Source organism: Sorangiineae bacterium MSr11954, assembly GCA_037157815.1.
Lineage (GTDB): Bacteria > Myxococcota_A > Polyangia > Polyangiales > Polyangiaceae > Pendulispora > Pendulispora albinea.
This window is the reverse complement of record CP089984.1, coordinates 6,439,049-6,460,006: the sequence shown is the minus strand read 5'-3', so window position 1 is coordinate 6,460,006 and position 20,958 is coordinate 6,439,049. Positions and strand designations below refer to the sequence as shown.

Annotated in this window: 18 protein-coding genes; 11 read left to right on the top strand and 7 right to left on the bottom strand. The window is 66.3% G+C overall.

The annotated features are described in order from the left end of the window. From LZC94_24900 to LZC94_24865, 8 genes are all read left to right on the top strand, one after another. Complete coding sequence (locus LZC94_24900) at nucleotides 1-321, top strand: hypothetical protein (GenBank protein ID WXB11109.1); 321 nt, start codon at nucleotides 1-3, stop codon at nucleotides 319-321. Nucleotides 322-565: 244 nt separating this feature from the next. Next, nucleotides 566-1,879 (top strand): OprO/OprP family phosphate-selective porin, encoded by a 1,314-nt coding sequence (locus LZC94_24895; protein WXB11108.1) that lies wholly within the window; start codon nucleotides 566-568, stop codon nucleotides 1,877-1,879. Next, on the top strand, nucleotides 1,876-2,784 hold the full coding sequence (locus LZC94_24890; protein ID WXB11107.1) for a hypothetical protein: 909 nt from the start codon (nucleotides 1,876-1,878) through the stop codon (nucleotides 2,782-2,784). Before LZC94_24895 ends, LZC94_24890 begins: the two co-directional genes overlap by 4 nt. Before the next feature lie 19 nt (nucleotides 2,785-2,803). Next, nucleotides 2,804-3,520, top strand: a complete 717-nt coding sequence (locus LZC94_24885) for a MotA/TolQ/ExbB proton channel family protein (GenBank protein ID WXB11106.1) — start codon at nucleotides 2,804-2,806, stop codon at nucleotides 3,518-3,520. Between the two features lie 15 nt (nucleotides 3,521-3,535). Next, complete coding sequence (locus tag LZC94_24880; protein WXB11105.1) at nucleotides 3,536-3,949, top strand: biopolymer transporter ExbD; 414 nt, start codon at nucleotides 3,536-3,538, stop codon at nucleotides 3,947-3,949. Nucleotides 3,950-3,962: 13 nt separating this feature from the next. Beyond that, on the top strand, nucleotides 3,963-4,685 hold the full coding sequence (locus LZC94_24875) for a TonB family protein (GenBank protein ID WXB11104.1): 723 nt from the start codon (nucleotides 3,963-3,965) through the stop codon (nucleotides 4,683-4,685). Nucleotides 4,686-4,738: 53 nt separating this feature from the next. Next, on the top strand, nucleotides 4,739-7,420 hold the full coding sequence (locus LZC94_24870; protein ID WXB11103.1) for a TonB-dependent receptor: 2,682 nt from the start codon (nucleotides 4,739-4,741) through the stop codon (nucleotides 7,418-7,420). 8 nt (nucleotides 7,421-7,428) lie between these two features. After that, nucleotides 7,429-8,523 carry a hypothetical protein gene (locus LZC94_24865; protein ID WXB11102.1) on the top strand — a complete coding sequence of 365 codons (1,095 nt, stop codon included), beginning with the start codon at nucleotides 7,429-7,431 and terminating at the stop codon, nucleotides 8,521-8,523. Between the two features lie 114 nt (nucleotides 8,524-8,637). On the opposite strand, the gene LZC94_24860 is transcribed toward LZC94_24865, so the two are convergent. The 4 genes from LZC94_24860 to mdlC all read right to left on the bottom strand — a co-directional run bounded on the left by LZC94_24860 (nucleotide 8,638) and on the right by mdlC (nucleotide 14,181). Further along, nucleotides 8,638-9,471: an SEC-C domain-containing protein gene (locus LZC94_24860; protein WXB11101.1), complete on the bottom strand. Its 834-nt coding sequence runs from the start codon at nucleotides 9,469-9,471 to the stop codon at nucleotides 8,638-8,640. A gap of 77 nt (nucleotides 9,472-9,548) precedes the next feature. Further along, nucleotides 9,549-11,225, bottom strand: a complete 1,677-nt coding sequence (locus LZC94_24855) for a hypothetical protein (protein WXB11100.1) — start codon at nucleotides 11,223-11,225, stop codon at nucleotides 9,549-9,551. A 3-nt stretch (nucleotides 11,226-11,228) separates the two neighbouring features. Further along, the gene (locus LZC94_24850; protein ID WXB11099.1) at nucleotides 11,229-12,569 is read right to left on the bottom strand and encodes an aromatic acid/H+ symport family MFS transporter; all 1,341 of its coding nucleotides are present in this window, start codon (nucleotides 12,567-12,569) and stop codon (nucleotides 11,229-11,231) included. A 16-nt stretch (nucleotides 12,570-12,585) separates the two neighbouring features. Continuing rightward, complete coding sequence (mdlC, locus tag LZC94_24845; GenBank protein ID WXB11098.1) at nucleotides 12,586-14,181, bottom strand: benzoylformate decarboxylase; 1,596 nt, start codon at nucleotides 14,179-14,181, stop codon at nucleotides 12,586-12,588. Nucleotides 14,182-14,301: 120 nt separating this feature from the next. Here mdlC and LZC94_24840 point away from each other — a divergent pair, with 120 nt between their 5' ends. The 3 genes from LZC94_24840 to LZC94_24830 all read left to right on the top strand — a co-directional run bounded on the left by LZC94_24840 (nucleotide 14,302) and on the right by LZC94_24830 (nucleotide 17,281). Further along, nucleotides 14,302-15,189: a LysR family transcriptional regulator gene (locus LZC94_24840; protein WXB11097.1), complete on the top strand. Its 888-nt coding sequence runs from the start codon at nucleotides 14,302-14,304 to the stop codon at nucleotides 15,187-15,189. Nucleotides 15,190-15,375: 186 nt separating this feature from the next. Further along, the gene (locus tag LZC94_24835) at nucleotides 15,376-16,182 is read left to right on the top strand and encodes a transporter substrate-binding domain-containing protein (GenBank protein ID WXB11096.1); all 807 of its coding nucleotides are present in this window, start codon (nucleotides 15,376-15,378) and stop codon (nucleotides 16,180-16,182) included. Between the two features lie 160 nt (nucleotides 16,183-16,342). Next, a complete protein-coding gene (locus LZC94_24830; protein WXB11095.1) occupies nucleotides 16,343-17,281 on the top strand; it encodes an MBL fold metallo-hydrolase in 939 nt (312 codons plus the stop codon). A 27-nt stretch (nucleotides 17,282-17,308) separates the two neighbouring features. Here LZC94_24830 and polX read toward each other — a convergent pair whose 3' ends face one another. From polX to LZC94_24815, 3 genes are read right to left on the bottom strand one after another with little or no spacing between them, the layout of a single operon-like run. Continuing rightward, nucleotides 17,309-19,051, bottom strand: a complete 1,743-nt coding sequence (gene polX / locus LZC94_24825) for a DNA polymerase/3'-5' exonuclease PolX (protein WXB11094.1) — start codon at nucleotides 19,049-19,051, stop codon at nucleotides 17,309-17,311. Between the two features lie 32 nt (nucleotides 19,052-19,083). Then, nucleotides 19,084-20,343, bottom strand: coding sequence for an MFS transporter (locus LZC94_24820; protein ID WXB11093.1), 1,260 nt, complete (start codon nucleotides 20,341-20,343; stop codon nucleotides 19,084-19,086). A gap of 51 nt (nucleotides 20,344-20,394) precedes the next feature. Next, nucleotides 20,395-20,949: a cysteine hydrolase gene (locus LZC94_24815; GenBank protein WXB11092.1), complete on the bottom strand. Its 555-nt coding sequence runs from the start codon at nucleotides 20,947-20,949 to the stop codon at nucleotides 20,395-20,397. Nucleotides 20,950-20,958 lie beyond the last annotated feature (9 nt).

Below are 20,958 nucleotides of genomic sequence, written 5' to 3'. Positions count from 1 at the left end.
ATGAAAAAGCAATTTCTCTTTTCCCTCGCGGCCGCCTCGTTTTTGGCTCTCGGCATGGCTGCCGTCGGATGCAGCGACGACAACCCCAGCGGACCTGGCGGGCCTGGCGGGCCTGGGCCGCGGGACTCGGGCACCATCGATTCCGGCAACAAGCCCGATGGCGGTTCGGACAACGACGGCGGCGCCTGCTCCAACAAGCCGGCGGGCTGCTTCTGCGGCAAACCGACCACGCAAGCGCAGTGGCTGAATCGCTGCACGAGCTCCGTCGCCCTGCCGTTCACCAAGACCTTCAGAGCGGCGGCGGCTACCGACTTGCCCTGATCGGTAGTCCTCCACCCGATCGATGTGAAACCCCGGTTTGATCTGAAAGTCCGGTGACGTGCGTCAGTTTACTCGTATCGTTGTAGGAATCTGTGGTGCGCTATGCGCTGCAACCAGCGCGCACGCCCAGACGACCCCCCCTCCGCAGCCCGCTCCACCGCCCGCAGGGGCGGAGCCACAGGCGCCCGCCGAACCTGCGCAGCCACTCTCACGAGCGCAACAGATGCGCCGGCTCAACGAGCAGATGACTGCGCAGAAAGGCGAAATCAAAGAACAGCGCGAGCGCATCGAAAAGCTCGAAGCGGAGCTCAAGAAGCTCGCGGCGCCGCCGCCACCGCCACCGCCGCCCCCGGCGGAGAAGGTGGTCGACTTTGGCATGCAGGCGGATCCCACGAAACAAATCGTCGTCCGTGGGTACGTGCAGGGCGAGTACAGGGCCGACAAATCGTCGGAAGACGAGGTGGGCCAGGGGGGGCGTCTCCTCAACGCCGATCGATTCCTGATCCGGCGGGGCCGCCTGCTCGTCGAGCGGGAATGGGAGTGGGCCAGCGCGCTCTTGGAGCTCGATGGCAACACGACCAATGGTCCCACGATGGGGATTCAACGCGCGGAAGCGTCACTCCTCTATCGCGGCGGCAATGCGCACCCGAAGCCGCCGCTGCTGGCGTTCACCATTGGTCAATTCCGCTCACCCTACAGCGCAGAAAACCTGCAGTCGCCGCAGGTCCGCTACTTCATGGAGCGGAGCACGATGTCGCAGGCGATGTTTCCCTCGGAGATCGACCTGGGGGCGCGGCTCTCCGGCGCCCTCGGTTGGTTCCGTTACCAATTGGCGTTCACGAACGGGCAGCCGCTCGGGGTGCGCGACTATCCCCTGCAGGATCCGACGAGCGCCAAGGAGCTGAGCTTTCGCGTCGAAGCCGTCACCCAGCCGCTCGACAAACTTCAGGTCAATGTTGGCTTTTCGGGCCTGACGGGTCGTGGCTTCCACCGCGAAGGAGAAGGCACGAAGGGGCAGCTGATTTGGAACGATCAGAACGGTGACGGGATCTTCCAACCCTCGGAGATCACGGCCATCAACCCGGTCGCGGCGCGTCCGTCGTCGACCTTCAAGCGATTCGCGCTCACGGTCGACGGTCAAGTCCGATATCGCACGCCCATCGGCTGGGCCGAGTTGTCGGGGGCGGTCTACGCGGCCAGCAACATGGACCGCGGATTGTATGTCGCGGACCCCGTGCTGCTCGGGCGTGACGTGCGCCACTTTGGATACGTCGTTTCGCTCACGCAGGAAATTGCGGATTGGTTCGTCGTCGGGTTTCGCACCGACATGTACAATCCAGACAGCGATTCTTCGGACTTCCAGGGCGCCAAGCGCGTCCAGCCGTTCGACATGAAGATCCAGACGTACTCGCCCCTCGCCGGCATTACGTTCCGGAAGCGCGGCCGCCTCCTCTTCCAATACGACTTCGTGCGCGATCACCTCGGGCGCGATCAGGCAGGGCTGCCCGTCGATCTGAACAACGACCGAATGACTCTCCGACTGCAGGTCGACCTATGAAACGAATCATCGTAGCCGCCCTCGCCATGTGTTTCGCCGCCGTCGCGTGCGGCGACTCCGTCGATGCCACGAGCGGGGTCGGCGAACCCCTTCGATTCGGCTACCGGCTCGAGAACGCCACCCACAGGGCGCAGTTCTTCGCGGGTGACATCCCCGGGCAGGGACAGGGGCCGCAAATCGCCGGTATCGACGTCAGCTCCAACGAGACGGTGCAGGGCAAGCAGGGCAATTCGGGCATCGCCGTGCGGGTCAAAGCTCCTGCGTTCGCGGTGGCCGCCCGCCTCAAAGGGATGGGGACCGGCTACTGGGTGGCGCGGGTCAGCGTGGCCGAGGTCTTCGCCGCGGGGGAGCTTCGCTCGGAACTTTTGTTCGATGTCGCGCCCGATCTCCCGCCCGGCAAGTACGAGATCGAATTTGCGGGCATCGACTCGGAGAAGCATTTCGGCGCGCCCGTCGCGACGCCGATCACCGTTCATTCGCGCACGGCGTCGGGGGCCGTCGTCCTGTCGCTGAGGTGGGACGCTCCCGTCGATCTCGACCTGCAGCTCCTCGGACCCGACGGCAACTTGCTCGACCCGAAGAAGCCGACGACCTTGCCCCCGGGCACCCCCACCGACGGCGGGGTCCCTGCTGGACACGGCGCGCGCGATTTGGACTCGATGGCCTTCTGCCGCAATGACGGCGTTCGTCAGGAGAACATCGTATTCGCGGCGCCGCCCGCGCCGGGCAATTACGCGATTTACGTCAACCTATTCGACGCTTGTGGCGTTCTGGGCACGAACTACGAGGTGTCGATCCTCGTCGATGGCGTGCGGACAGGCCGTTTCTACGGCTACGCGAGCGAGCTCGAAGCGAGGCGCGGGGGGTTCGCCCTCGGAAACTTCGTGACTGAAACATCATTTTGATCGCAACACCGAGGATCACATGAATACGCAGCAACTCGTCGAACGTCTCCAGCGAATCGCCTCCGGGGGCGGCGGCTGGGTCCTATGGCTGATGATCGGGCTGTCGATCGTCTCGCTGGGGATCATGCTCGAGCGACTCATTTATTTTGCACGTCGACGAGACGATATCGATCGCCTCACGGCGGAGATGCAGAAAGCGCTCCAGAGGGGCGACACGCAAAAGCTCAAGGCGGTGCTCTCGGAGAGCCGCGCGATCGAGGCCTCGGTCATCCTCCGCTGCGTCGACTGGGTCGACCGTGGCCCGGAGGCCTTCCGTGACGTGCTCGACGCCGAATTGGGGAAGGAGCGGCGGGAGCTCGAGCGGGGAACCACGTACCTTGGCACCCTCGGAAACAACGCGCCGTTCGTCGGTTTGGTGGGGACGGTCCTCGGCGTCATCCAAGCGTTCCAGCAATTGGGAAATCAGAGCAAGGACGCGATGGGGAACGTGATGGTCGGTATCGCCGAGGCGCTCATCGCGACCGGCGTAGGCCTCGTCGTCGCCCTTCCGGCCGTCGTCGCCTTCAACCTGGTCAACAAGTCCATCGGTCGCGTCGAGGCGAACGTGGACATCATGGCCAAATACATCGAGGCTCATCTTCGGGGGACTCTGCACGCGAAGAGCAGCGTACCCGAAGTTCAGCGGGTAGCCCTCGTCCACCCTTCGCCGGCGTCGTCCGTGACCGAAGCTTCCTGACACGGAGCCAATACGATGGGTGCAGGAACACTTAAGCGAGGATCGCGGGCGCCGATCGCCGAGATCAACATCACCCCGATGGTGGACGTCGTGCTCGTCCTCCTGGTGATCATGATGGTCTCTGCGACGTACATCGTCTCCAAGAGTCTCAAGGTGGAGCTCCCGAAGGCGGCGAGCGGCGGTGAGTCCGTTCCTTCGATCGCGACGGTCATGGTGACGAAGGACGGAAAATACTTCTTCAATCAGGACCCCGTCGACGACGCTGCCCTCAGCGCCAAATTGAAGGAAGCACACGAGCAGAACCCGGACATCAGCCTGATCGTCAGCGCGGACAAGGGCGCGCTGCACGGGAACGTCGTTCACGTCGTCGACGTGGCGCGCCTCAACGACATCACGAAGTTCGCGATCAACGTGGACGAGACGAAGTGAGAGGCAGCGCGGTATGCGTCTCACACCCATCCTGATCGTCGCGAGCTTCGCCGTTCACGGCGTGGGCTTCTTCATCGTCTCGGCGAAGGCGAAGCAGCAGGAGAAGCGCGCGGCTCTCATTGCGATTGTCGAGCAGAAGAAGGCCGAAGAGAAGAAGCCACCGCCGCCCAAGCCCATCGAGGCGCCAAAGGAGGTGCTCCAGGGGCGCAAGCCGCCGGCGCCCAAGCCGGTCGCCCCGGAGATCAAAGAGCCGGTGGTGAACGCGCAGCCGTCGCAAGCGATGCAAGCGATGCCCGACTACGGCGTGAACATGGGGAGTGGTGGCGGCGGTCCGGGCGGAATCGCCGTGCCGAAAGGAAATAACACGGGCGGCCCCCCGCCGGGCCCGAAGGAGCGGACCCTCGGTCCCGCGAAGGAGAAGCCAGCGGCGGCAGCTGGCTCCCCCGATCTCGCGGCGGAGATCGCCGCGTGGAAGCCGCGTCCCACGTCGCGCGTGAAGCCGGTCTATCCGGATGAAGCTCGCTCGGCGGAGATCGAAGGGACGGTCACCGTGGAGGTGACGGTCGATTGCACCGGCAACGTGGTCAAGGCCGATGTCGTGAAGGGCCTCGGCCACGGGCTCGACGAGGCCGCCGTCGCCGCAATCCGCAAAACGACCTTCGAGCCGGCTCCACGCTGCGCCTCGGGGTTCCAAAAGTCCATGCGAATCAACTATGCATTCCGGTTAGGGGATTGATCACTGTGCGACCGTGCTTCTCGCGCCTTATCTTTTGCACGACGCTCTTTGCCTTGCTGCCATCGCGCCTGGCCCACGCTCAGGCCACGGGATCTCAGGGAACTGGAGACAGCGGGCCCTCCCGCGCAGGCAAGCTGACCAAAGCACCGAAGCTGCTCAACTTCAAAGAAGTCGAGGCGCCGTACCCCGAATCGGAAAAAGCGAGCGAGCGCTCCGCGGCCGTCGTCCTGCAAATCGCCATTTCGGACAAAGGTGACGTGCAGGAGGTGGTCGTGGTGCAGTCGGCGGGGCCCGCCTTCGACACCGCTGCCGCCGAATCGGCGAGGAAATTCAAGTTCGAGGCCGCGGAGGTCGACGGCAAGCCCGCGCCGGTGAAGATCACGTTCAAGTACGATTTCGAATTCAAAGAAGAGATTGTCAATCTCGGCCCTCAAGTCAACTATTCGGGCGAGGTCCTCGACGCGTCCGCGGGCAGAAAGAACCGAAAGCCGATCCCGGGTATCAAGATCAAGGTCGAGCGCGAAGAGACCGACGCGAGCGGCAAGAAGACCTTGGTCACCGTGGCCGAGGCGGAGACCGACGAAGAGGGCTACTTCGAATTCGAGGAGATCCCGCCGGGCACGTATGCGATCACGGTCTCGGGCAAGAACATCGCGACCGTGACGACCGAGGAGACGATCGAGCCCAAAAAGGGCCTCGAGGTGCTCTATCGCGTCGAGCCGAAGGCGGCCGACGGGGACGCGCCCGAAGAGATCACGATCGAGGTCATCGCCCCGAGGATCCAGAAAGAGACGACCACGGTCGCCATCAAGACCGAGGAAGCGCGCAAAGTGCCGGGCACCAGCGGCGAAGCGCTCCGCGTCGTTCAGAACCTCCCCGGCGTAGGTCGCGCCGCGTTCGGGTCCGGCGCGCTGGTGGTGTGGGGCGCCGCGCCGCAAGACACGCGCGTCTATTTGGACGGGGTGCGCTTGCCGGTCCTGTATCACACGGGCGGATTCCGAGCGACCGTCAACTCCGATTTGGTCCGCGCCATCGAGCTCACACCCGGCGGCTATGGCTCGGAGTACGGGCGCGGTCTGGGCGGTCTGGTGACCGTCGACTCGCGCGCGCTCCGAGGGGATCGATTCCACGGTTACGCCGCCGCCGATCTGATCGACGCATCGGCGATGGTCGAAGCGCCCATCGGCGGCAAGACACGCGTGGCGATCGCGGGCCGGCGCAGCTACCTCGACGACACCCTGAGGTTCTTCAGCTCGGAGGACGTGAGCGAGTTCGTCCCGATCCCTTCGTTCTGGGACGCACAGCTGAAGATCGAGCACGATCTCGGGGAGAACGCGAAGCTCTCGGTCATCGCCTTGACGTCGAACGATCGCATGCGACGCGTGGTCACGAACCCCGATCCCGCGCAGACGATTTCAGACGAGCGCACCACCAAATTCTCGCGCCTGATCGCCACGTACCAGCAGTCGTTCTCGGATGGCTCCTCCGTCACCGTCACGCCCTCGGTCGGCGTGGACGACTTCGGGTTCGTGCAGCGCTTCGGCTCGACCCCCAGCGACCAGAGCATCGAGTCCAAGGTGCTCGGGACGCGGGCCAAATGGCGCGGCCGAGTCCTCAAGAACCTGGTCGTGCAGACGGGGCTCGATCTGGAGTTGTCCGAGAACTCGGTCCGCCGGCGAGGGTCGCTCGCGTTGCCGCCGCGCGAAGGTGACGTGACGGTCTTCGGCCGTCCCCCGACGGATGTCGTGAACTACGATGACTGGAAGGTCACGTTGGGGAACATCGCCCCGTACGTGCAGGGGGATTGGGAGCTGTTCGGCAACAAACTCCACCTCGTGCCGGGCGTGCGCCTGGACTCGTTCACCGTGGGCGGCGACAAGCTGTATCCGACCCGGGAGGGGACGGAGCAGCGCGGGTTTCTTCGCAACGATGTCGTGGTCGAGCCCCGCCTGTCGGTGCGGTACCAGCCCAACGAGTCGCTCATCTTCAAGGCCGCCTACGGCAGGTACCATCAGTCCGCCGTGCCCGAGGATCTATCGCCCGTCTTCGGGAACCCGAACCTCGGTCTGGGGGTCGCGTCGCACTACCTGGCCGGCGTCACCTATCGCATGTTCGAGAAGACATCGGCCGAGGTGACCGCGTTCACATCCCAGTCGGAGGATCTCGCTGCGCGCAGCCCGCTTCCATCGCCGGTCGTCGGCGAGGCACTCAGCAATACACAGCGCGGGCGCGCCTACGGCGGCCAGGTGCTCCTCCGCCAGGAGCTGTTCAAAGGGTTCTTCGGGTGGGTCAGCTACAGCTACATCCGCTCGGAGCGCAAGGACCGAGAGGACGCGCCTTGGCGGCTGTTCGACTACGATCAGACGCACGTGGCCACGCTCGTCGCGTCCTACGAGCTGCCGCTGGGGTTCGAGGTGGGCGGCCGGCTGCGTTACTCGACCGGCTTTCCGAGGACGCCGGTGGTCGGGGCCTTCTACAATGCGCGACGCGACCTCTATGAGCCGTATTTCGGTGCACAAAACTCCATTCGCATCCCTGCGTTCGTCCAGGCCGACCTTCGCGTGAGCAAGCGGTTCAAATGGGATCCGTTCAAGCTCGAGCTCTATGTCGACGTGCAGAACATCACGAACCAGAAGAACCGCGAGGACATCACCTACAATTACAATTACACCAAGCAAAACTACATCACGGGCCTGCCTACGCTGGCCGTCGCGGGCGCGAGGTTGGAATGGTAACGCAGCGTATGGGTCGGGTAGGGGCGGTTTCGCTCGCCGTGCTCTTTGCCTTTGGGTGCAAGCCCGAGTTCAGCGAACGATCGTCCGAGGTCCGGAGTCTTCGCGTGCTGGCGGTTCGGACGGAGCCCGGCGAGTGGCAGACGGTGCTCGATCCCGACACGGGCGGGGCCAAACCGGCGGCGTTTCGCGCGCTGGTGGTGACGCCGGAGGGGAACGACACGACCGCCCCTCTGAACTGGGCGTTCTGCAGTTTGCCCAAGCCCCTGACGGAGCTGAACGACGTGACCATTCGATGCTTCGAGTGGGAGGCCGACTACCTCGTACCGATGGGAACCGGAACGAACGTCTCGGCGCCGGTGCCGGAGAACGCGTGCCGCCAGTTCGGCCCGGACGTCCCGGAAGACCAGGCGTATCGCCCGGCCGATCCGGACGTGACCGGCGGCTATTATCAACCGGTGCGCATTCTCTTGGAGCCCGGGGACGGTTCGCTCGTCTCCGCCGTCGCAAAGGTCCGCATCAAGTGCGGGCTACCCGGCGCGACGCAGGAGCAGATCATATCGTATCAGCGCCGCTACCATCCGAATACGAATCCTTCGATCCAAGGCGTCGAGGCCCTGCTCCCAAGGGGTTCGCAGCCGGCCGTCCCGCTCGAGTCGGACCCGAACGCTCCGCCGCTGCAAGTCGCGCCCGGCCAAAAGTTCGAGCTCCGCGTCAGCTGGCCGGGTGCCCCGCTCACCGATGCGTGCGGGGATGGCTATTGCGGCCCGACGGAGTCCAAGGACGCGGCCGATCCCAACGCGTGCGCGGCCGATTGTTCGCCCGAGAAGGGAAGCGGTGGTGCGGAACGCTATTTGGCATTCGATCAAGAGACGCGGCAGCTCCGCGAGCTGCGCGAATCGATGCGCGTCTCCTGGTACACGGCGGAGGGGTTCGGTAGCTTCGCCGATGACCGCACAGGTGCCGCGGAGAACGACCCGACGACATTCGCGTCGAACCGCTTTACGGCGCCGCAGGCCTCCGGCGACTTCCCGATTTGGGTCGTTCTACGGGATAGCCGCGGCGGCGTCGATTGGAAGTCGATCCGGATCCGCGTAGCCCCGTAGGGTGAGCGATCCCCGGGCTGGTCGTCCGAGAATCGCGGAATCAAGGAGACGAGTTGCGGGGGGAGGCCTCCCGCAACGTCGCTCGATGCGCCCCCGAACGCGGAGAGCGCGCCATTACTGCCCGCAGCACTTCTTGAACTTTTTCCCACTCCCGCAGGGGCACGCGTCGTTGCGTCCGACCTTCGCGCCATTGCGGCGAACGGGCTCGGAGGGAGCGTCGAGCCGGGGAGGCAAGCCTGCGGCGTGGGCGTCGAGGTATTCGCCGACGCGGCGGTCGAGATCGTCGAGCTCGGACTCCAGCTCGTTTGCCTCGTCTTCTTCGCCGCGGGTGCGAAGCAGCTCCACCAGGCGCTCGGTGGACGACAGACGGAGCTCGATTTCGTCTTCGGTGGCGTCTTCGCGGACGCGGCGGCTCAGGATTTCGGCCTCGTCGTCGTCGCCGAGCTCCATGAGGACGTCGGCCACGGAGTCGAGCACCTCGAGATCGTCGGGGAACGATGCGCGCAGGTCTTCGATTTGTTGGCGGGCCTCGTCTTCGCGCTCGGCCTGCACGAGCAGCATCGCGCGATCGCAGACCAACGACGGGCTCGCGAGGGACCGGGCGAGCGCGGTGCAGAGATCGATCGCCTCGTCCAGTTGGCCGTGATCGGCCAGCTCGAAGGGGATGTCCGCGAGCCAGGTGTAGGCGTCGACCTCGAACGTCTCCTCGATGGCGGCGAGCTGGTCGATCCGATCGTGGACGGCGTCGCCCAGGCGGCGCGCGAGCGCGGCGTCGCGACGGACGACCGCGAGATCGCGCGGCGGTGCGTCGTCTTCGTCCGAATCGGCGCCCGGTTCGAGCTGGCCGAAGTGCTCTTCGGAGGAGATGACCGCATCGGCGACCTCCTTGGCGAGCGGCTCGAGGTCATCGTCCAGCTGGTCCGCGGCGGGGAGCTCTTGGTCGCTCATGACGCCGCAGCTTAGTGGACCTTGACCCGAGGCCTCACAGAATTCCGCGCCTCAGGTCATCGCGCGAAAGAATCGGGCTAAAACGCGGCCTGTGCGCGGAACATCAACTCGTGGAGCGCGTGGCCGTGGTCGCGCGCCTGGAGCTGATCGAGCGGGGCGCCGGGGGCGCTCGGTAAGCTTTGCGCCGGGGCGGCGGCGCGGTTCGCACAGCCCGCGGCGTTGCAGACGGGGCCGCCGGGGAACGTGGGGGTGGGCGGCGCCGAGCTCGGAAAAAGATACGTGGTCCATTGGCCGGTAAAGCGCAGGTGTTTGGTGATGAAACAATTGGCCCCCACCGAGATCGCGTGGACGCGAATGTCCCCGTCATAAGGGCCCACCCCGGTGAACGCGGGCTCGCCCGTGGCCGTCGTGGGTGACGTGCGGCTGTAACCATCGTAGCGGAGATTCATTTTCTCCCAACGGACCAGCACCTGCAGCGAGCTCTCCGCGTTCGTATTTTCGGCGCGGAGGTCCAGGTGAAAAGGCTTCATCGCCTGGCCGGGTGTGCCCAGCGCGCGGGGCCCGAAGAGCCAGACGGAGCCCATGACATAGGAGGCGAATCCGTGCATCCGCCCGTAGCCGAGGGTGCCGGGGGCGTACGCTGGATTCTGGTTTTGATAACCTCCGATGACCTCGCGCGTGCCATTGTCGACGTAAACGAGCTCGCCCTGAATGTCGAAGATGCTGAATGGGATTCGAGCTTCGGCGGCGACCGCGATTTGCCGGTGCGCAGGGATGACGTGAACGGTGCGGCCGATCGCGGCGCTTTGGTAGGTGGGCCTCCAAAACGTGTAGTTGCCCTGCGTCATCATCGGGTTGTAGTCGGCGTGGCTGAAGAGCGGATCGCGCGAGCCATACGCGAAGCTCCCGCCGAATTGCAGATCCTTGAGCGCGCCCCATTCTCTCTGGGACGCGAGCGGCCGGATGTAAATGCGCGCGACCAGATCGCCGCGGCCGTCGGTGTTGAGCCGGTTGGGGCCGGCCCCATTGGTCCATGCCACGATGTACGTCAGCGCCTCCTCGCCGAGCACGCCCCATGCGCTCACCATCAGGTCCAATCCATTGTTGACGATGGGGCCCAATGCGTGGGCGGCGAGCGGCTTTTCCATGAAGGGGCGGAAGCGCGGAGGGGTCATGTTCTCGAGCGTGAACGGCGTCAGCGACTGACCGGCGATGAACTGGAGCGCGGGGTGCGCGCGAAATCCGAGGAACGCCGGGGCCAGGGCCGCGTAGGTCTTCGAGGTTTGTGCGGAGGCGTATTGTCCGCTGCTCTCCGTCGGTGCTTCGCCGGGGGCCGCGGCGGTGGTCTGCACGGCGCGCCCGGAGACATTGTCGAGCGCCGTGCGGCCCATCTCCATCTCGACGCGAAAGGACCAGCGCGTGAGCACCTCGCCCGCGAACCCCAGGCTCACCCGCTTGAACGCGAATGTCGGCTTCAGGCTGGTGCTGCTCACGCCCGGTCCGAAATAGGCATAGTGATCGATCTGCGCCGTCATGACGGGGTGGATGATGAACGTATCCTTCTCGTCGCGAAGGAAGAACCCGGCGTGGCGGTAACCCGCCAAGGGCACGCGCTCGGTGCTCGGTGGGATCGCCGTTGCCGCCGGCGGGCTTTCGGCGGCCTCCGGGGGCGTGACGGCGAGCTGGGCGAGCGCGAGCCGTCCGCCCAATGGGCAAAATAGAACGATGGTGAGGGCAAGGTCGTACGTTCTCATGGATCAACGAACCTCGTGGAGGGCCTGGGCGGCGGACGGGTGCGGCGGCCGGCGCGGTGAGCCAATCAGCAAGACCGCGACGATGGCGACCAATCCAGGGATGGCGAAGACGACGAAATTCTGTTGGAGCGAGAGGCCGAGGCCGAGCAGAGAGCCCCCCAAGGGCGGCCCGGCGATCGCGCCCATGCGTCCCATGGCCGAGCAAAAGCTCATACCGGTCGCACGGATTTCGTCTGGATAGAGCTGCGCGGCGAAGGCATGGGTCACCGCCAAGGTGCCGATGGTGGTGGCGCCGGCCACGAACAGCAGCACGTCGAGCACGACGGGGCCAGGGCGCGTTCCGAGCAGGCAGAGGGACGCGATGGCCACACCGAAGAACAGCACCAGGGTGCGCCGGTTGCCCCAATGGTCGCCCAGCCAGCCTCCCACCAGCGCGCCCACCGTGGCGCCCACGTTGAGCACGACGAGAAAGAGCAGGCTCGAGCCCAGCGGAAAGCCGGCCGTCATCATCAACTTTGGCAACCAGGTATTCAGGCCATAGACCATCAGCATGCACATGGCGATGCAGAGCCAGATCATCGGGGTGGAGAGCGCGCGGCCCTCTTGGAACAGGCGCCGCCACGACACGGTCTGCGCGGCCTCGGAGCTCGGCTCTTCGAAATCGATGGTGCCGGAGGCGCGGATGGGGTCGATGCGAAGGAGCAGCTGGCGGGCCTCCGTATAGCGCCTCTCGAGCAGCAGAAAAGGCAATGACTCCGGCAGCCCTCGGCGCATGAGCGGCAAGGTCATGAGGGGTATTCCGGCGACCACGAACGTGGCAGGCCAGCCGAAACGAGGAATGACCCACAGCGCCAGCAAGGCGGAGATCATCCCGCCCACCGAATAGCAACTGAGCATCACCGTGATCATCGTGTTTCGGCGGGCGGCGGGCGATAGCTCGTTCATCAACGCCACGATGTTTGGAATGGTCGCGCCGAGGCCGAAGCCGGTGAGGAAGCGGCAGGCGGCGAAGCTCGGCGCGTTCCACGCGAACGCGTTGGCGAAGGCGGAGGCGCCGAAGAGCGCGACGCACGCGAGGATCACCTTGCGCCGGCCCGCGCGATCGGCGAGCGGACCGACGATCAAGGCGCCGAGCATCATGCCCACGAGGGCGCTGCTCCCGAGCCAGCCGGCGTGCGCGGGGGTCAGGGACCATTGCTGCATGACGTGCGGTACGACCGAGCCGTAAATGACCATGTCGTATCCATCGGACAGCATGATGAAGGAGCACCAGAACAAGGGGCCGTGGTGAAACGGGCCAAAGGGCGCGTTGCGCACGATCTCGGAAGCAGGAATGCCGGGCATGTTCATTTCTCCGAAATCAAATGAGCTCGATAGGGGTCGTCGGGACTTCGATGAGGACGGGCTCGTCGGCCCCCAGCGCCTCCCGGAGCGCGGCTTCGAGCATGTCTCCGCTGGTGGCCTGGAGCGCGCGGACGCCGTAGCCCCGCGCGATGGCGCAGAAGTCGATGTTCGGGAGATCGAGGCCGGGCGCGCCCGGGGCGCCGAGGATCTTGGCGAACCAATGCAGCGCGCCATACGTCCCGTTCTTGAGGATCAAGAAGACGACGGGGATGCGGTATTGCGCCGCGCTCCATAGGGCGGTGATTCCATAATTGGCCGAGCCGTCGCCGATCACGGCGATCACCCGGCGCTCGGGGGCGGCGAGCTGCACGCCGACGGCCGCGGGCAGCCCGAAACCCAGGCCGCCGGCCGCGGGAAAGTAATAGCTGCCGGGGTATTTCATCGCGACCCGCTGCCAGAAGGCGGAGACGGTGGACGTCGATTCTTTCACGTAAATGGCGTCGTCGGGCGCCACCGCGTCGAGCACGTCGAAGACCCGCTCGGGGCGGAGCTTTTTTCCAGATCCTTCGTCGCTCGCGCGCTCGGGCCGCGGTAGGACCGTGGGCAGCGGCCGCACCGCGTTGTAGACCCGCTCGGCCAAATAGCTCAATGTCCCGGGGATGTCGAAGACCCATGCGTCGCCCATGGGGGCGCGCGCGGCTTCGTGCGCATCGCATGTAAGATGCACCAATTGCGTCCCCGCCGGTAGATGCTCGGCCGGCTGGTGCTCGTGATACCGAAACACGGGCGCTCCAACCACGAGCACCAGATCATGGCCGGCGAAGCGGCGGGCGATCTGCGCCATGGAGGCCGGCAGCACGCCGCGAAAGCAAGGGTGACGCGTGGGGAACGGGCAACGCGACGCGGAAGGCGCCACCCACACGGGCATTCCGAGCTTCTCCGCCAAGGTCACGGCGGCCGCGCCCGCATTTCGGGCATCGACGTCCGGCCCCAGGACCAAGAGGGGATTCTGCGCGCGATTGAGGCGCTCCAGCAGAGGGCCGAGCTGCGCCGGGGAGGGCAGCCCGGCGCTGGCGATCCTCCGCTCGACCAAATGTTCGCTCCCAGCCCCGGCGGGGCGCTCCCAATCGTCTTGGGGAATCGATAAATAGACGGGACCGGGTGCGGGCAGGGTTGCCATATGAATGGCCTGGCTGAGCGCGCGAGGCACGTCCTCGGCGCACGCCGGCTCATGGCTCCATTTCACCAGGGGTCGGGGCAATTGGGGCGCATCGACATTGGCGAGCATCGCTTCGAGGCCAATCATCGATCGCACCTGCTGTCCCGCCATCAGGACCAAGGGAGTGTGCGAGTACCAGGCATTGGTCAGCGCGCCCACGGCATTGCCCGTGCCGGCGGCGGCGTGGAGGTTGACCAACGCGGGGCGTCTCTTGGCCTGGGCATAGCCGTCGGCCATGCCGACCACCGCCCCCTCGTGCAGGCCCAGAATGTAGCGAAAATCCTTTGGAAAATCGCGGAGGAACGGCAGCTCGTTGGAGCCGGGATTGCCAAATACCGTGGTCAATCCGTGCCGGCGAAAGATCCGGTATGCGGCGGTGTGAACACTGGCCATCGGTTTCTGCTCCGTGGGTGGGATTTGTGGCGGCCAGTCTGGTGAGAAGGCGGTGCTCGAGCCAATTGATATTTGAACTATGCATTATCGACCCCATCTATGTGACCGTGGAGGCGACGTATGAGCCGCATCGACCTCAACCTGATCCGCTGTTTCGTCACCCTTTACGAGACGGGGAGCGTCACCGAGACGGCGGCGTGCATGCACATCACGCAGCCGTCGGCGAGCCATGCGCTGTCGCGCCTGCGCGAGCAGTTCGCCGATCCCTTGTTCATCCGCACGCGCGAGGGGATGCGCCCCACCGAGCTCGCCACGCAGCTCTATGCTACCTTTCAAGACTCCTTGGGCCGCATCGACGGCGCCGTCGATCGCACACGCGGCTTCGAGCCGGGGCAATCGGACCGGCGCTTTCGTCTCAGCCTCACCGATCTCGGGGAGATGGGGCTTCTGCCGCGCATCCTCGAGCGCGTGCATGCGATCGCACCGAGGGTGGAGCTGGAGGTGATCCCCATGGACATCGACAAGGTGAGCGACTGGCTCGCCACCGGCAAGGTGGACGCGGCCATCTGCAGCGTGCCTTTTCCCGGCCGAACGCGCAGCGATGTGCTGCTCCACGAGCGCTACGTGTGCCTTTTGCGCAAGGAGCACGCGCGCATCGGCGACTCCCTCACCCTCGACCAATACGCCGCCGAGCAGCATGTCGCCATGGCGCCCGCGAGCGGCCACCGGCTCGCCGACGATGTGCTGCGGGAGCGCGGGATCGAGCGCAAGATCAGCCTGCGCATCCGACACTTTTCCGTGCTGCCGCACGTGCTCGCGCGGAGCGATTTGCTGGCGGTCCTTCCCTCGCAAATCGCGGCCATGTTCGTGGCCGGGGGCGGGTTGAAGATGCTCGAGCTGCCTTTTCCGGTGCCGGCCTTCACCGTTCGCTTGCATCGCCCCGAGCGCGCCGCCGACTCGAGCGCGCAGCGCTGGTTTCATCGGACCATCGTGGAGGCGCTCTCCTGATGCACGGATCCGTGGACGCGTCGATCCACGGATACGCCCGAATCGAGAACGCGCCGGTGGCGCCTCCGACGTCGAGGACGATGCGCACGCTCAGCGGCTCGTCGCGCACGCTCGGCGGCCTCGTCGCGCACGCTCGGCGGCTCGTCGCGCACGCAAACCCGCGCCGCGATGGTACGAATGGCCGTCATGCGATTCGGTACGACAGCGCACGTGTGTATGGCGTATTCCCTGTCCCTGGCGGGCGGCCTCATCGGCTGCGCCCACGCATCGGGCCCGGCCGAGCCGGCGGCGGACCGCCTCCAGGCGATCGCGGCGCGCGGCGAACTGCGGGTGTGCAGCACGGGCGACTATCGGCCGTTTACCTATTACGAGCCGGCCGCCTCGCGGTGGAGCGGCATCGACGTGGACATGGCCGACGATCTGGCCCGCCGGCTGGGCGTGCGTCGCACGATGGTGCGGACCACGTGGAAGAGCCTCATGAGCGACTTTACGACCAAGTGCGATATCGCGGTGGGCGGTATATCCATCACGCCGGAGCGCGCCAAGGTCGCGTTTTACAGCGATGCGTACCTGAATGACGGGAAGGTGCCGATCACGCGTTGCGGGGACGCGGCGCGCTTTGGGGCGTTGGAGCAGATCAATCAGCCGGATGTCCGCGTCATCGTCAACCCGGGGGGCACCAACGAACAGTTCGTTCGCGCCCACTTGCCGAAGGCGAACATCATCGTTTATCCGGACAACAATACCATCCACGGCGAAATCGTGGCGGGGAGGGCGGACGTGATGATCACCGACGGCGCCGAGGCACGCTGGCAGGCCAAGCAAAACCCTGCGTTGTGCGCGGTGCGCCCGCAGCAGCCTTTGACATTCAGTCAAAAGGCGTATCTTTTGCCCTTGGGTGATACGGTCTTTCAGAGCTACGTCAATCAATGGCTCGGCGGCGCACGGCGCGATGGCACCTACGACCGAATCGCCAAACCTTGGTTGGGCTGACCCGCGCCGGCGCACCTGCCGGCACCGCGAGGTACCTGCCGGGGCGCCGCGAGGTGGACGGTCCACGAGGTCGACGGTCCACGAGGTGGACGAAAGGCCGCCTGCGACGTTGCGCCACGAAATGGGAAGCGCCCCTCTCCTTTGGGCGTTGAGAGCCAACATGTCCGTCCGAGCCATGTTCACCTCCCTCGCCACGACGTTGGCGCTATCGCTCATCGCGTGTGCGCAAGCGACGTCCCCGTCCTCTTCACCCGCGTCCGCGCCATCGTCGCCTGCGCCCTCGCCGGGGGCCGTTGCACCCGTCACCCTCACGTACCTCGGTGTCGCCGGGTGGCAAGTGACGGAGGGGGAGCATGCGTTGCTCGTGGACCCGTACTTTTCGCGGGTCCGCCCCAAGGAGGAAGGTGCGCCCGTTGCGCCCGATGAGGCCACGATTGCGCGCTATGCCCCGGCGCACGCCGATGGCATTTTGGTCGGCCACTCGCACTTCGATCATGTGCTCGACGTGCCCTCGATCGCCAAACGCACCGGCGCGGCCGTCCTTGGCTCGGAGAGCGCATTGAACGTCGCCCGCGCCTCCGGGGTGTCCGAGCAGCGGCTCCTGCTCGCGCGCGGCGGCGAGACGTTCGCGTTGGGACCGTTCTCCGTGCGCCCCGTGCGCGCGCTTCACGGCGTGTGGGGTGGCGAGAAGCCCGGACAGATCCCCCGAAACGTCGAGCTGCCCCTGACGTCTGCCGGATATGCTCTGGGCGATGTCTTTCAGTATCTGGTGCGCGTCGCCGGGCGCACCGTATTCATCGTCGGCTCACCGAACTTCATCGAGAGCGAGATCGAGGGCTTGCGCCCGGATGTGGCCATCGTCGCGGGACCCAGCGACAAAGTGCCCGACTACGCGTGCCGCTTGATGCGCGCGCTCGGCAAGCCGCCGCTCGTACTGGCGAACCACTTCGACAATCATGCGGAGCCGCTCGGTCCCAAACAAATGGACGTCGAGTCGGAGCGGCGCGCCGATCTCGCCGGGTTCGAGCGCGAAATTCACGCGTGCGCGCCCCAAACGAAGTTCGTGGTGCCCGCGCATTTTCGGCCCATATCGATTTAGCGCCGCAGCGCACCGGCGCCGAGCACGTTACGCCCGAGCGGCCACCTTTTCGCGCGTCCACGCGATGAGCCGCTCGGCCGTGCCCGTGTTGATGATGCGCTCGGGCTCGAGCCACGCGCGCTCCGCGTTGAGGGCGGCGTACTGAACGCGCTCCAGCTCGCCTTCGTGGTGCGCATCGCTGGTGAGCACGAAGGTGATGTTGCGCGAACGGGCGCGCCGCAGCGCCTCGACGGACATGTCCAGCCGCGGGAGCGCACCGTTGACCTCGAGGGCCGTGCCCGTGGCCTCGGCCGCCTCGAGGATGGCGTCCAGGTCCAGCTCGATGGGCGGACGGCCGCCGATCATGCGCGCCGACAGGTGCCCGATCATGCGCACCGCCGGATCCTGCATGGCGGTGACGATGCGATGCGTCTGCGCGGCGCGGTCGAGCTCGAAGTTGTCGTGCACGGAGGCGAGGCAGAAATCGAACCCCTTGCGGAACTCCAGGTCGTAATCCAACTCGCCTTTGGGCCCGATGTTCAGCTCCACGCCGTGGAGCAACAACAAAGAGTCGCCCAAGCTCGCCTGCAGCGCGCGGATCTTCGCGCGCTGCTCGAGCATCGTCTCGCGCCCCACGCCCGAGAGGGTGCCCTCGGCGTGATCCGTCAAGGCCAGCACCCGGTAGCCGCGCGCCTTGGCCGTGGCCACCACGTCCTCGAGCGACGAGCGACCATCGCCCGATACGCTGGTGTGAACGTGGAAGTCGCCGATCACGGGGCCGATGGAGCGGGGAAGGGTCCCGTGCTCGGCGGCCTCGATCTCGCCGGCGTCCTCGCGCAGCATGGGCGGGATGTAACGAAGCCCGAGCGCCGCGTAGATTTGCTCCTCCGTCTCGCTGGCGACCACCTTGCCGCCGTCGATCTCCGAGAGGGCATATTCGTTGAGCGTCCAGCCGCGGGTGAGCGCCCGCTGGCGTAGCTTGATGTTGTGCCCTTTGGAACCTGTAAAATACATGCGTGCGGCGCCCAGCTGGTGCGCCGCCACCACGCGCAGATCGACTTGGGTGCCGCGGCGCGTGACGACGCTCGTCTTGGAGTCGCCGCGGACGAGCACCCGCTCGACCACGTTCATGGTCGCGAAGGTCTCCATGACCGTGTTCACGTCGCCGCCGGCCACCACGATATCGATGTCGCCCACCGTCTCGCTGAACCGGCGCAAGGAGCCGCAGTACGAGGCGTGCGTCACGCCCGGCAGATTGAGCATCCGCTCCACGATCTTGTTGGCCAGCGGCAGCGCCACCGAAATGGGCGTGCGCCCCACCGTCCCTTGCTGATCGAGCCGCGCCAGCGACTCGGCGAGCTTTTGCTCGGATTTTTCCCCGAAGCCTTTGAGCGCCCGGAGCTTCTGCGCGGTCAGGGCCGCGCGAAGATCGTCGATGGACTGCACGTCGAGCTCGGCGCGCAGCCGCTTGACCGCCTTCGGCCCCAGCCCTTGGATGCGCAAGAGCGCCACCACGCTCGGCGGGTGCTTCGCCCGAAGCGCCTCGAGCTTCTCGACCTTCCCCGAGTCGAGCAGCTCGCGGATCTTCTCCGCCGTGCTCTTGCCGATCCCCTCGATCTTCTGCAGGTCCTTGACGGTGAGCTTCCCCAGATCGGTCGCCTGGGCTTCGATGGCGTGCGCAGCGCTTTCGTACGCCCGCACGCGAAAGGACTGCGGATCGCCTTCCTCGATCATCGTGAGCTCGGCGAGCTCTTGAAGCATATCGAGGACGTCTTGCTTCGTGTCGGCCATACCTCCACGTTTAGCCTAAAATGGCGGGCGAATCACCTGCGGCGCGTGCGCATGCTGGCCAGGGTGCTCGGAAGCACGGCCAGAAGAAGCACCGCCGATGCCGTGAACGCCGCCACATAGCCCGCGCGCACGACCAGCGCGCCGATGATCACCGCGCCCAGCCCCGTGCCGGTGTCGTAGCCCACGTTCCACACGGCGCTGGCGAACCCGTATTGGGTCCGCTCCACCCGGTGAAACATGACCACCAGCGCGTCATTCTGCACGACGCCGAACCCCCCGCCCAGCAAGGTCCCGCCGGCCACCGCAAGCGCCCCCGCGAGCGACGGCGCCGCGGTGCCCGCGTGCACGTGCGAGGCCGCGGCCACGAGAAAGAGACCGCACGCCGCCAGCACGATCCCCACGCCCAGCTGACGGCCGGCGAGCTGCATGCGATCGCCCACCACGCCGGAGAGCCAGCGGCCGAGCAGCATCGCCGCGCTGATCGCAAAGAGCACCGCCGCCGTCACCTGCTGCACATCCCGGAACGACATGGGCAGAAACGTCACGACGCCGCCGTACCCCAAGGCCGCCAAGAGCATCACCAACCACGGCGCCGAGAGCGCACCCCATGGCAAGGGTGCGTCATGGGGCGCGGGCGCATCGGCCGAAGGCTCGTGGGCGGCGCCCGCACCCGGAAGCGAAAGGCGCGGCAAGAGCATCGCCGGAACGCACGCCAGGACCGGCAGCACGCCCGCCATCCAAAACACGGCCTCGTAGCCCCAGAGGTGCGCGAACCATACGCCCGCCGGCAGCCCGATCACCTGGGGCACCCCAACGGCGAGCCCGTACGCGCCCGATCCACGTCCCAGCAGCGCGCGCGGCAACAACTCCGCCACCAGCGCGCTCCCGCACACCGTCACCAGCCCGAACCCAATCCCCCGCAAGGCCGATACACCGAGCAACGCGGGCAGCGCCGACGTCAACACGTACAAGGGCGTGGGCGCACCGAGAAAGGCGCTGCCCCACGCAAAGGCGCGCGCGTACCCGATCCGCCGGATCAACTGCGGCGCCGCGAACTGGGCCGCCACCGTGGCGCCCATGAACATGGTCGTGGTCGTGCCCGCCGCCACCTCTTGTGCACCCCCGCGCACCGCCCACAAAGGGACCAGCGGTAGAAGCAAGGTGTAGCCAAAAAATGCGCAGACGGTCGCGAGCAAGAGCAAGATGAACGGCCGGCTACCGAGCCCGCGTTGGTCGGCTCCGTCGGTGCTGCTGGGGGAGGACTCCGCTCCGGAGGTGAAGGTCGCGCCCAAGGGATGCTGCTGCTCTTAGCACGCGCGGGGCGCGAAGACCCTCGCGCCGGATCATCCCCCGTCGCGCACGAACGAGATGGCGCCGCTCGGGCGCACGCGCAAATCGTGCGTGGGCGCATCGCCGAAGCCGTCGAGGGTCGCGTTGTGGTGCGCCACGATTTGCGCCGCCGTGAGCCCGCCCGGGGTGTCGGCGGTGGCATGTGCGTCGGCGGCCAGGGTCACGTCGTAGCCGAGGGAGAAGGCGCGGCGGCAGGTGGTGTCGATGCAGTACTGGGTCATGCACCCGGCGATGACGATGCGGGTCACCTTGCGCTTGCGGAGCTCCTCGTCGAGCACGGTTCCTAGAAAGGCGTCGCACTCCGTTTTGTGCACCACGAGCTCGCCGGGGACGGGCTGCAGCGAGGGATCGAGCAGCCAGCCCGGCGAGTAGGGCGCGGCGCGGTGGCCGCGCGGGCCATCGTGCTGGACATAAACGATCAACGCGCGGGCCTGGCGCGCTCGTTCGATGAGCCCGTGGATGCGATCGAGCATGGCGGAGGCTCCTCGCACGGCGGGCGGGCCCGCCAGGATTCCAATCTGGACGTCGACGAGGATCAGCGCGTTCATGGTGACTCC

Coding starts and splice junctions, on each gene's coding strand:
- LZC94_24830 (WXB11095.1), top strand. CDS start 16,343: ATGTCCGTCCGAGCCATGTTCACCTCCCTCGCCACGACGTTGGCGCTA.
- LZC94_24880 (WXB11105.1), top strand. CDS start 3,536: ATGGGTGCAGGAACACTTAAGCGAGGATCGCGGGCGCCGATCGCCGAG.
- polX (WXB11094.1), bottom strand. CDS start 19,051: ATGGCCGACACGAAGCAAGACGTCCTCGATATGCTTCAAGAGCTCGCC.
- LZC94_24815 (WXB11092.1), bottom strand. CDS start 20,949: ATGAACGCGCTGATCCTCGTCGACGTCCAGATTGGAATCCTGGCGGGC.
- LZC94_24895 (WXB11108.1), top strand. CDS start 566: ATGACTGCGCAGAAAGGCGAAATCAAAGAACAGCGCGAGCGCATCGAA.
- LZC94_24875 (WXB11104.1), top strand. CDS start 3,963: ATGCGTCTCACACCCATCCTGATCGTCGCGAGCTTCGCCGTTCACGGC.
- LZC94_24900 (WXB11109.1), top strand. CDS start 1: ATGAAAAAGCAATTTCTCTTTTCCCTCGCGGCCGCCTCGTTTTTGGCT.
- LZC94_24835 (WXB11096.1), top strand. CDS start 15,376: ATGCGATTCGGTACGACAGCGCACGTGTGTATGGCGTATTCCCTGTCC.
- LZC94_24860 (WXB11101.1), bottom strand. CDS start 9,471: ATGAGCGACCAAGAGCTCCCCGCCGCGGACCAGCTGGACGATGACCTC.
- LZC94_24855 (WXB11100.1), bottom strand. CDS start 11,225: ATGAGAACGTACGACCTTGCCCTCACCATCGTTCTATTTTGCCCATTG.
- LZC94_24840 (WXB11097.1), top strand. CDS start 14,302: ATGAGCCGCATCGACCTCAACCTGATCCGCTGTTTCGTCACCCTTTAC.
- mdlC (WXB11098.1), bottom strand. CDS start 14,181: ATGGCCAGTGTTCACACCGCCGCATACCGGATCTTTCGCCGGCACGGA.
- LZC94_24890 (WXB11107.1), top strand. CDS start 1,876: ATGAAACGAATCATCGTAGCCGCCCTCGCCATGTGTTTCGCCGCCGTC.
- LZC94_24850 (WXB11099.1), bottom strand. CDS start 12,569: ATGCCCGGCATTCCTGCTTCCGAGATCGTGCGCAACGCGCCCTTTGGC.
- LZC94_24885 (WXB11106.1), top strand. CDS start 2,804: ATGAATACGCAGCAACTCGTCGAACGTCTCCAGCGAATCGCCTCCGGG.
- LZC94_24865 (WXB11102.1), top strand. CDS start 7,429: ATGGGTCGGGTAGGGGCGGTTTCGCTCGCCGTGCTCTTTGCCTTTGGG.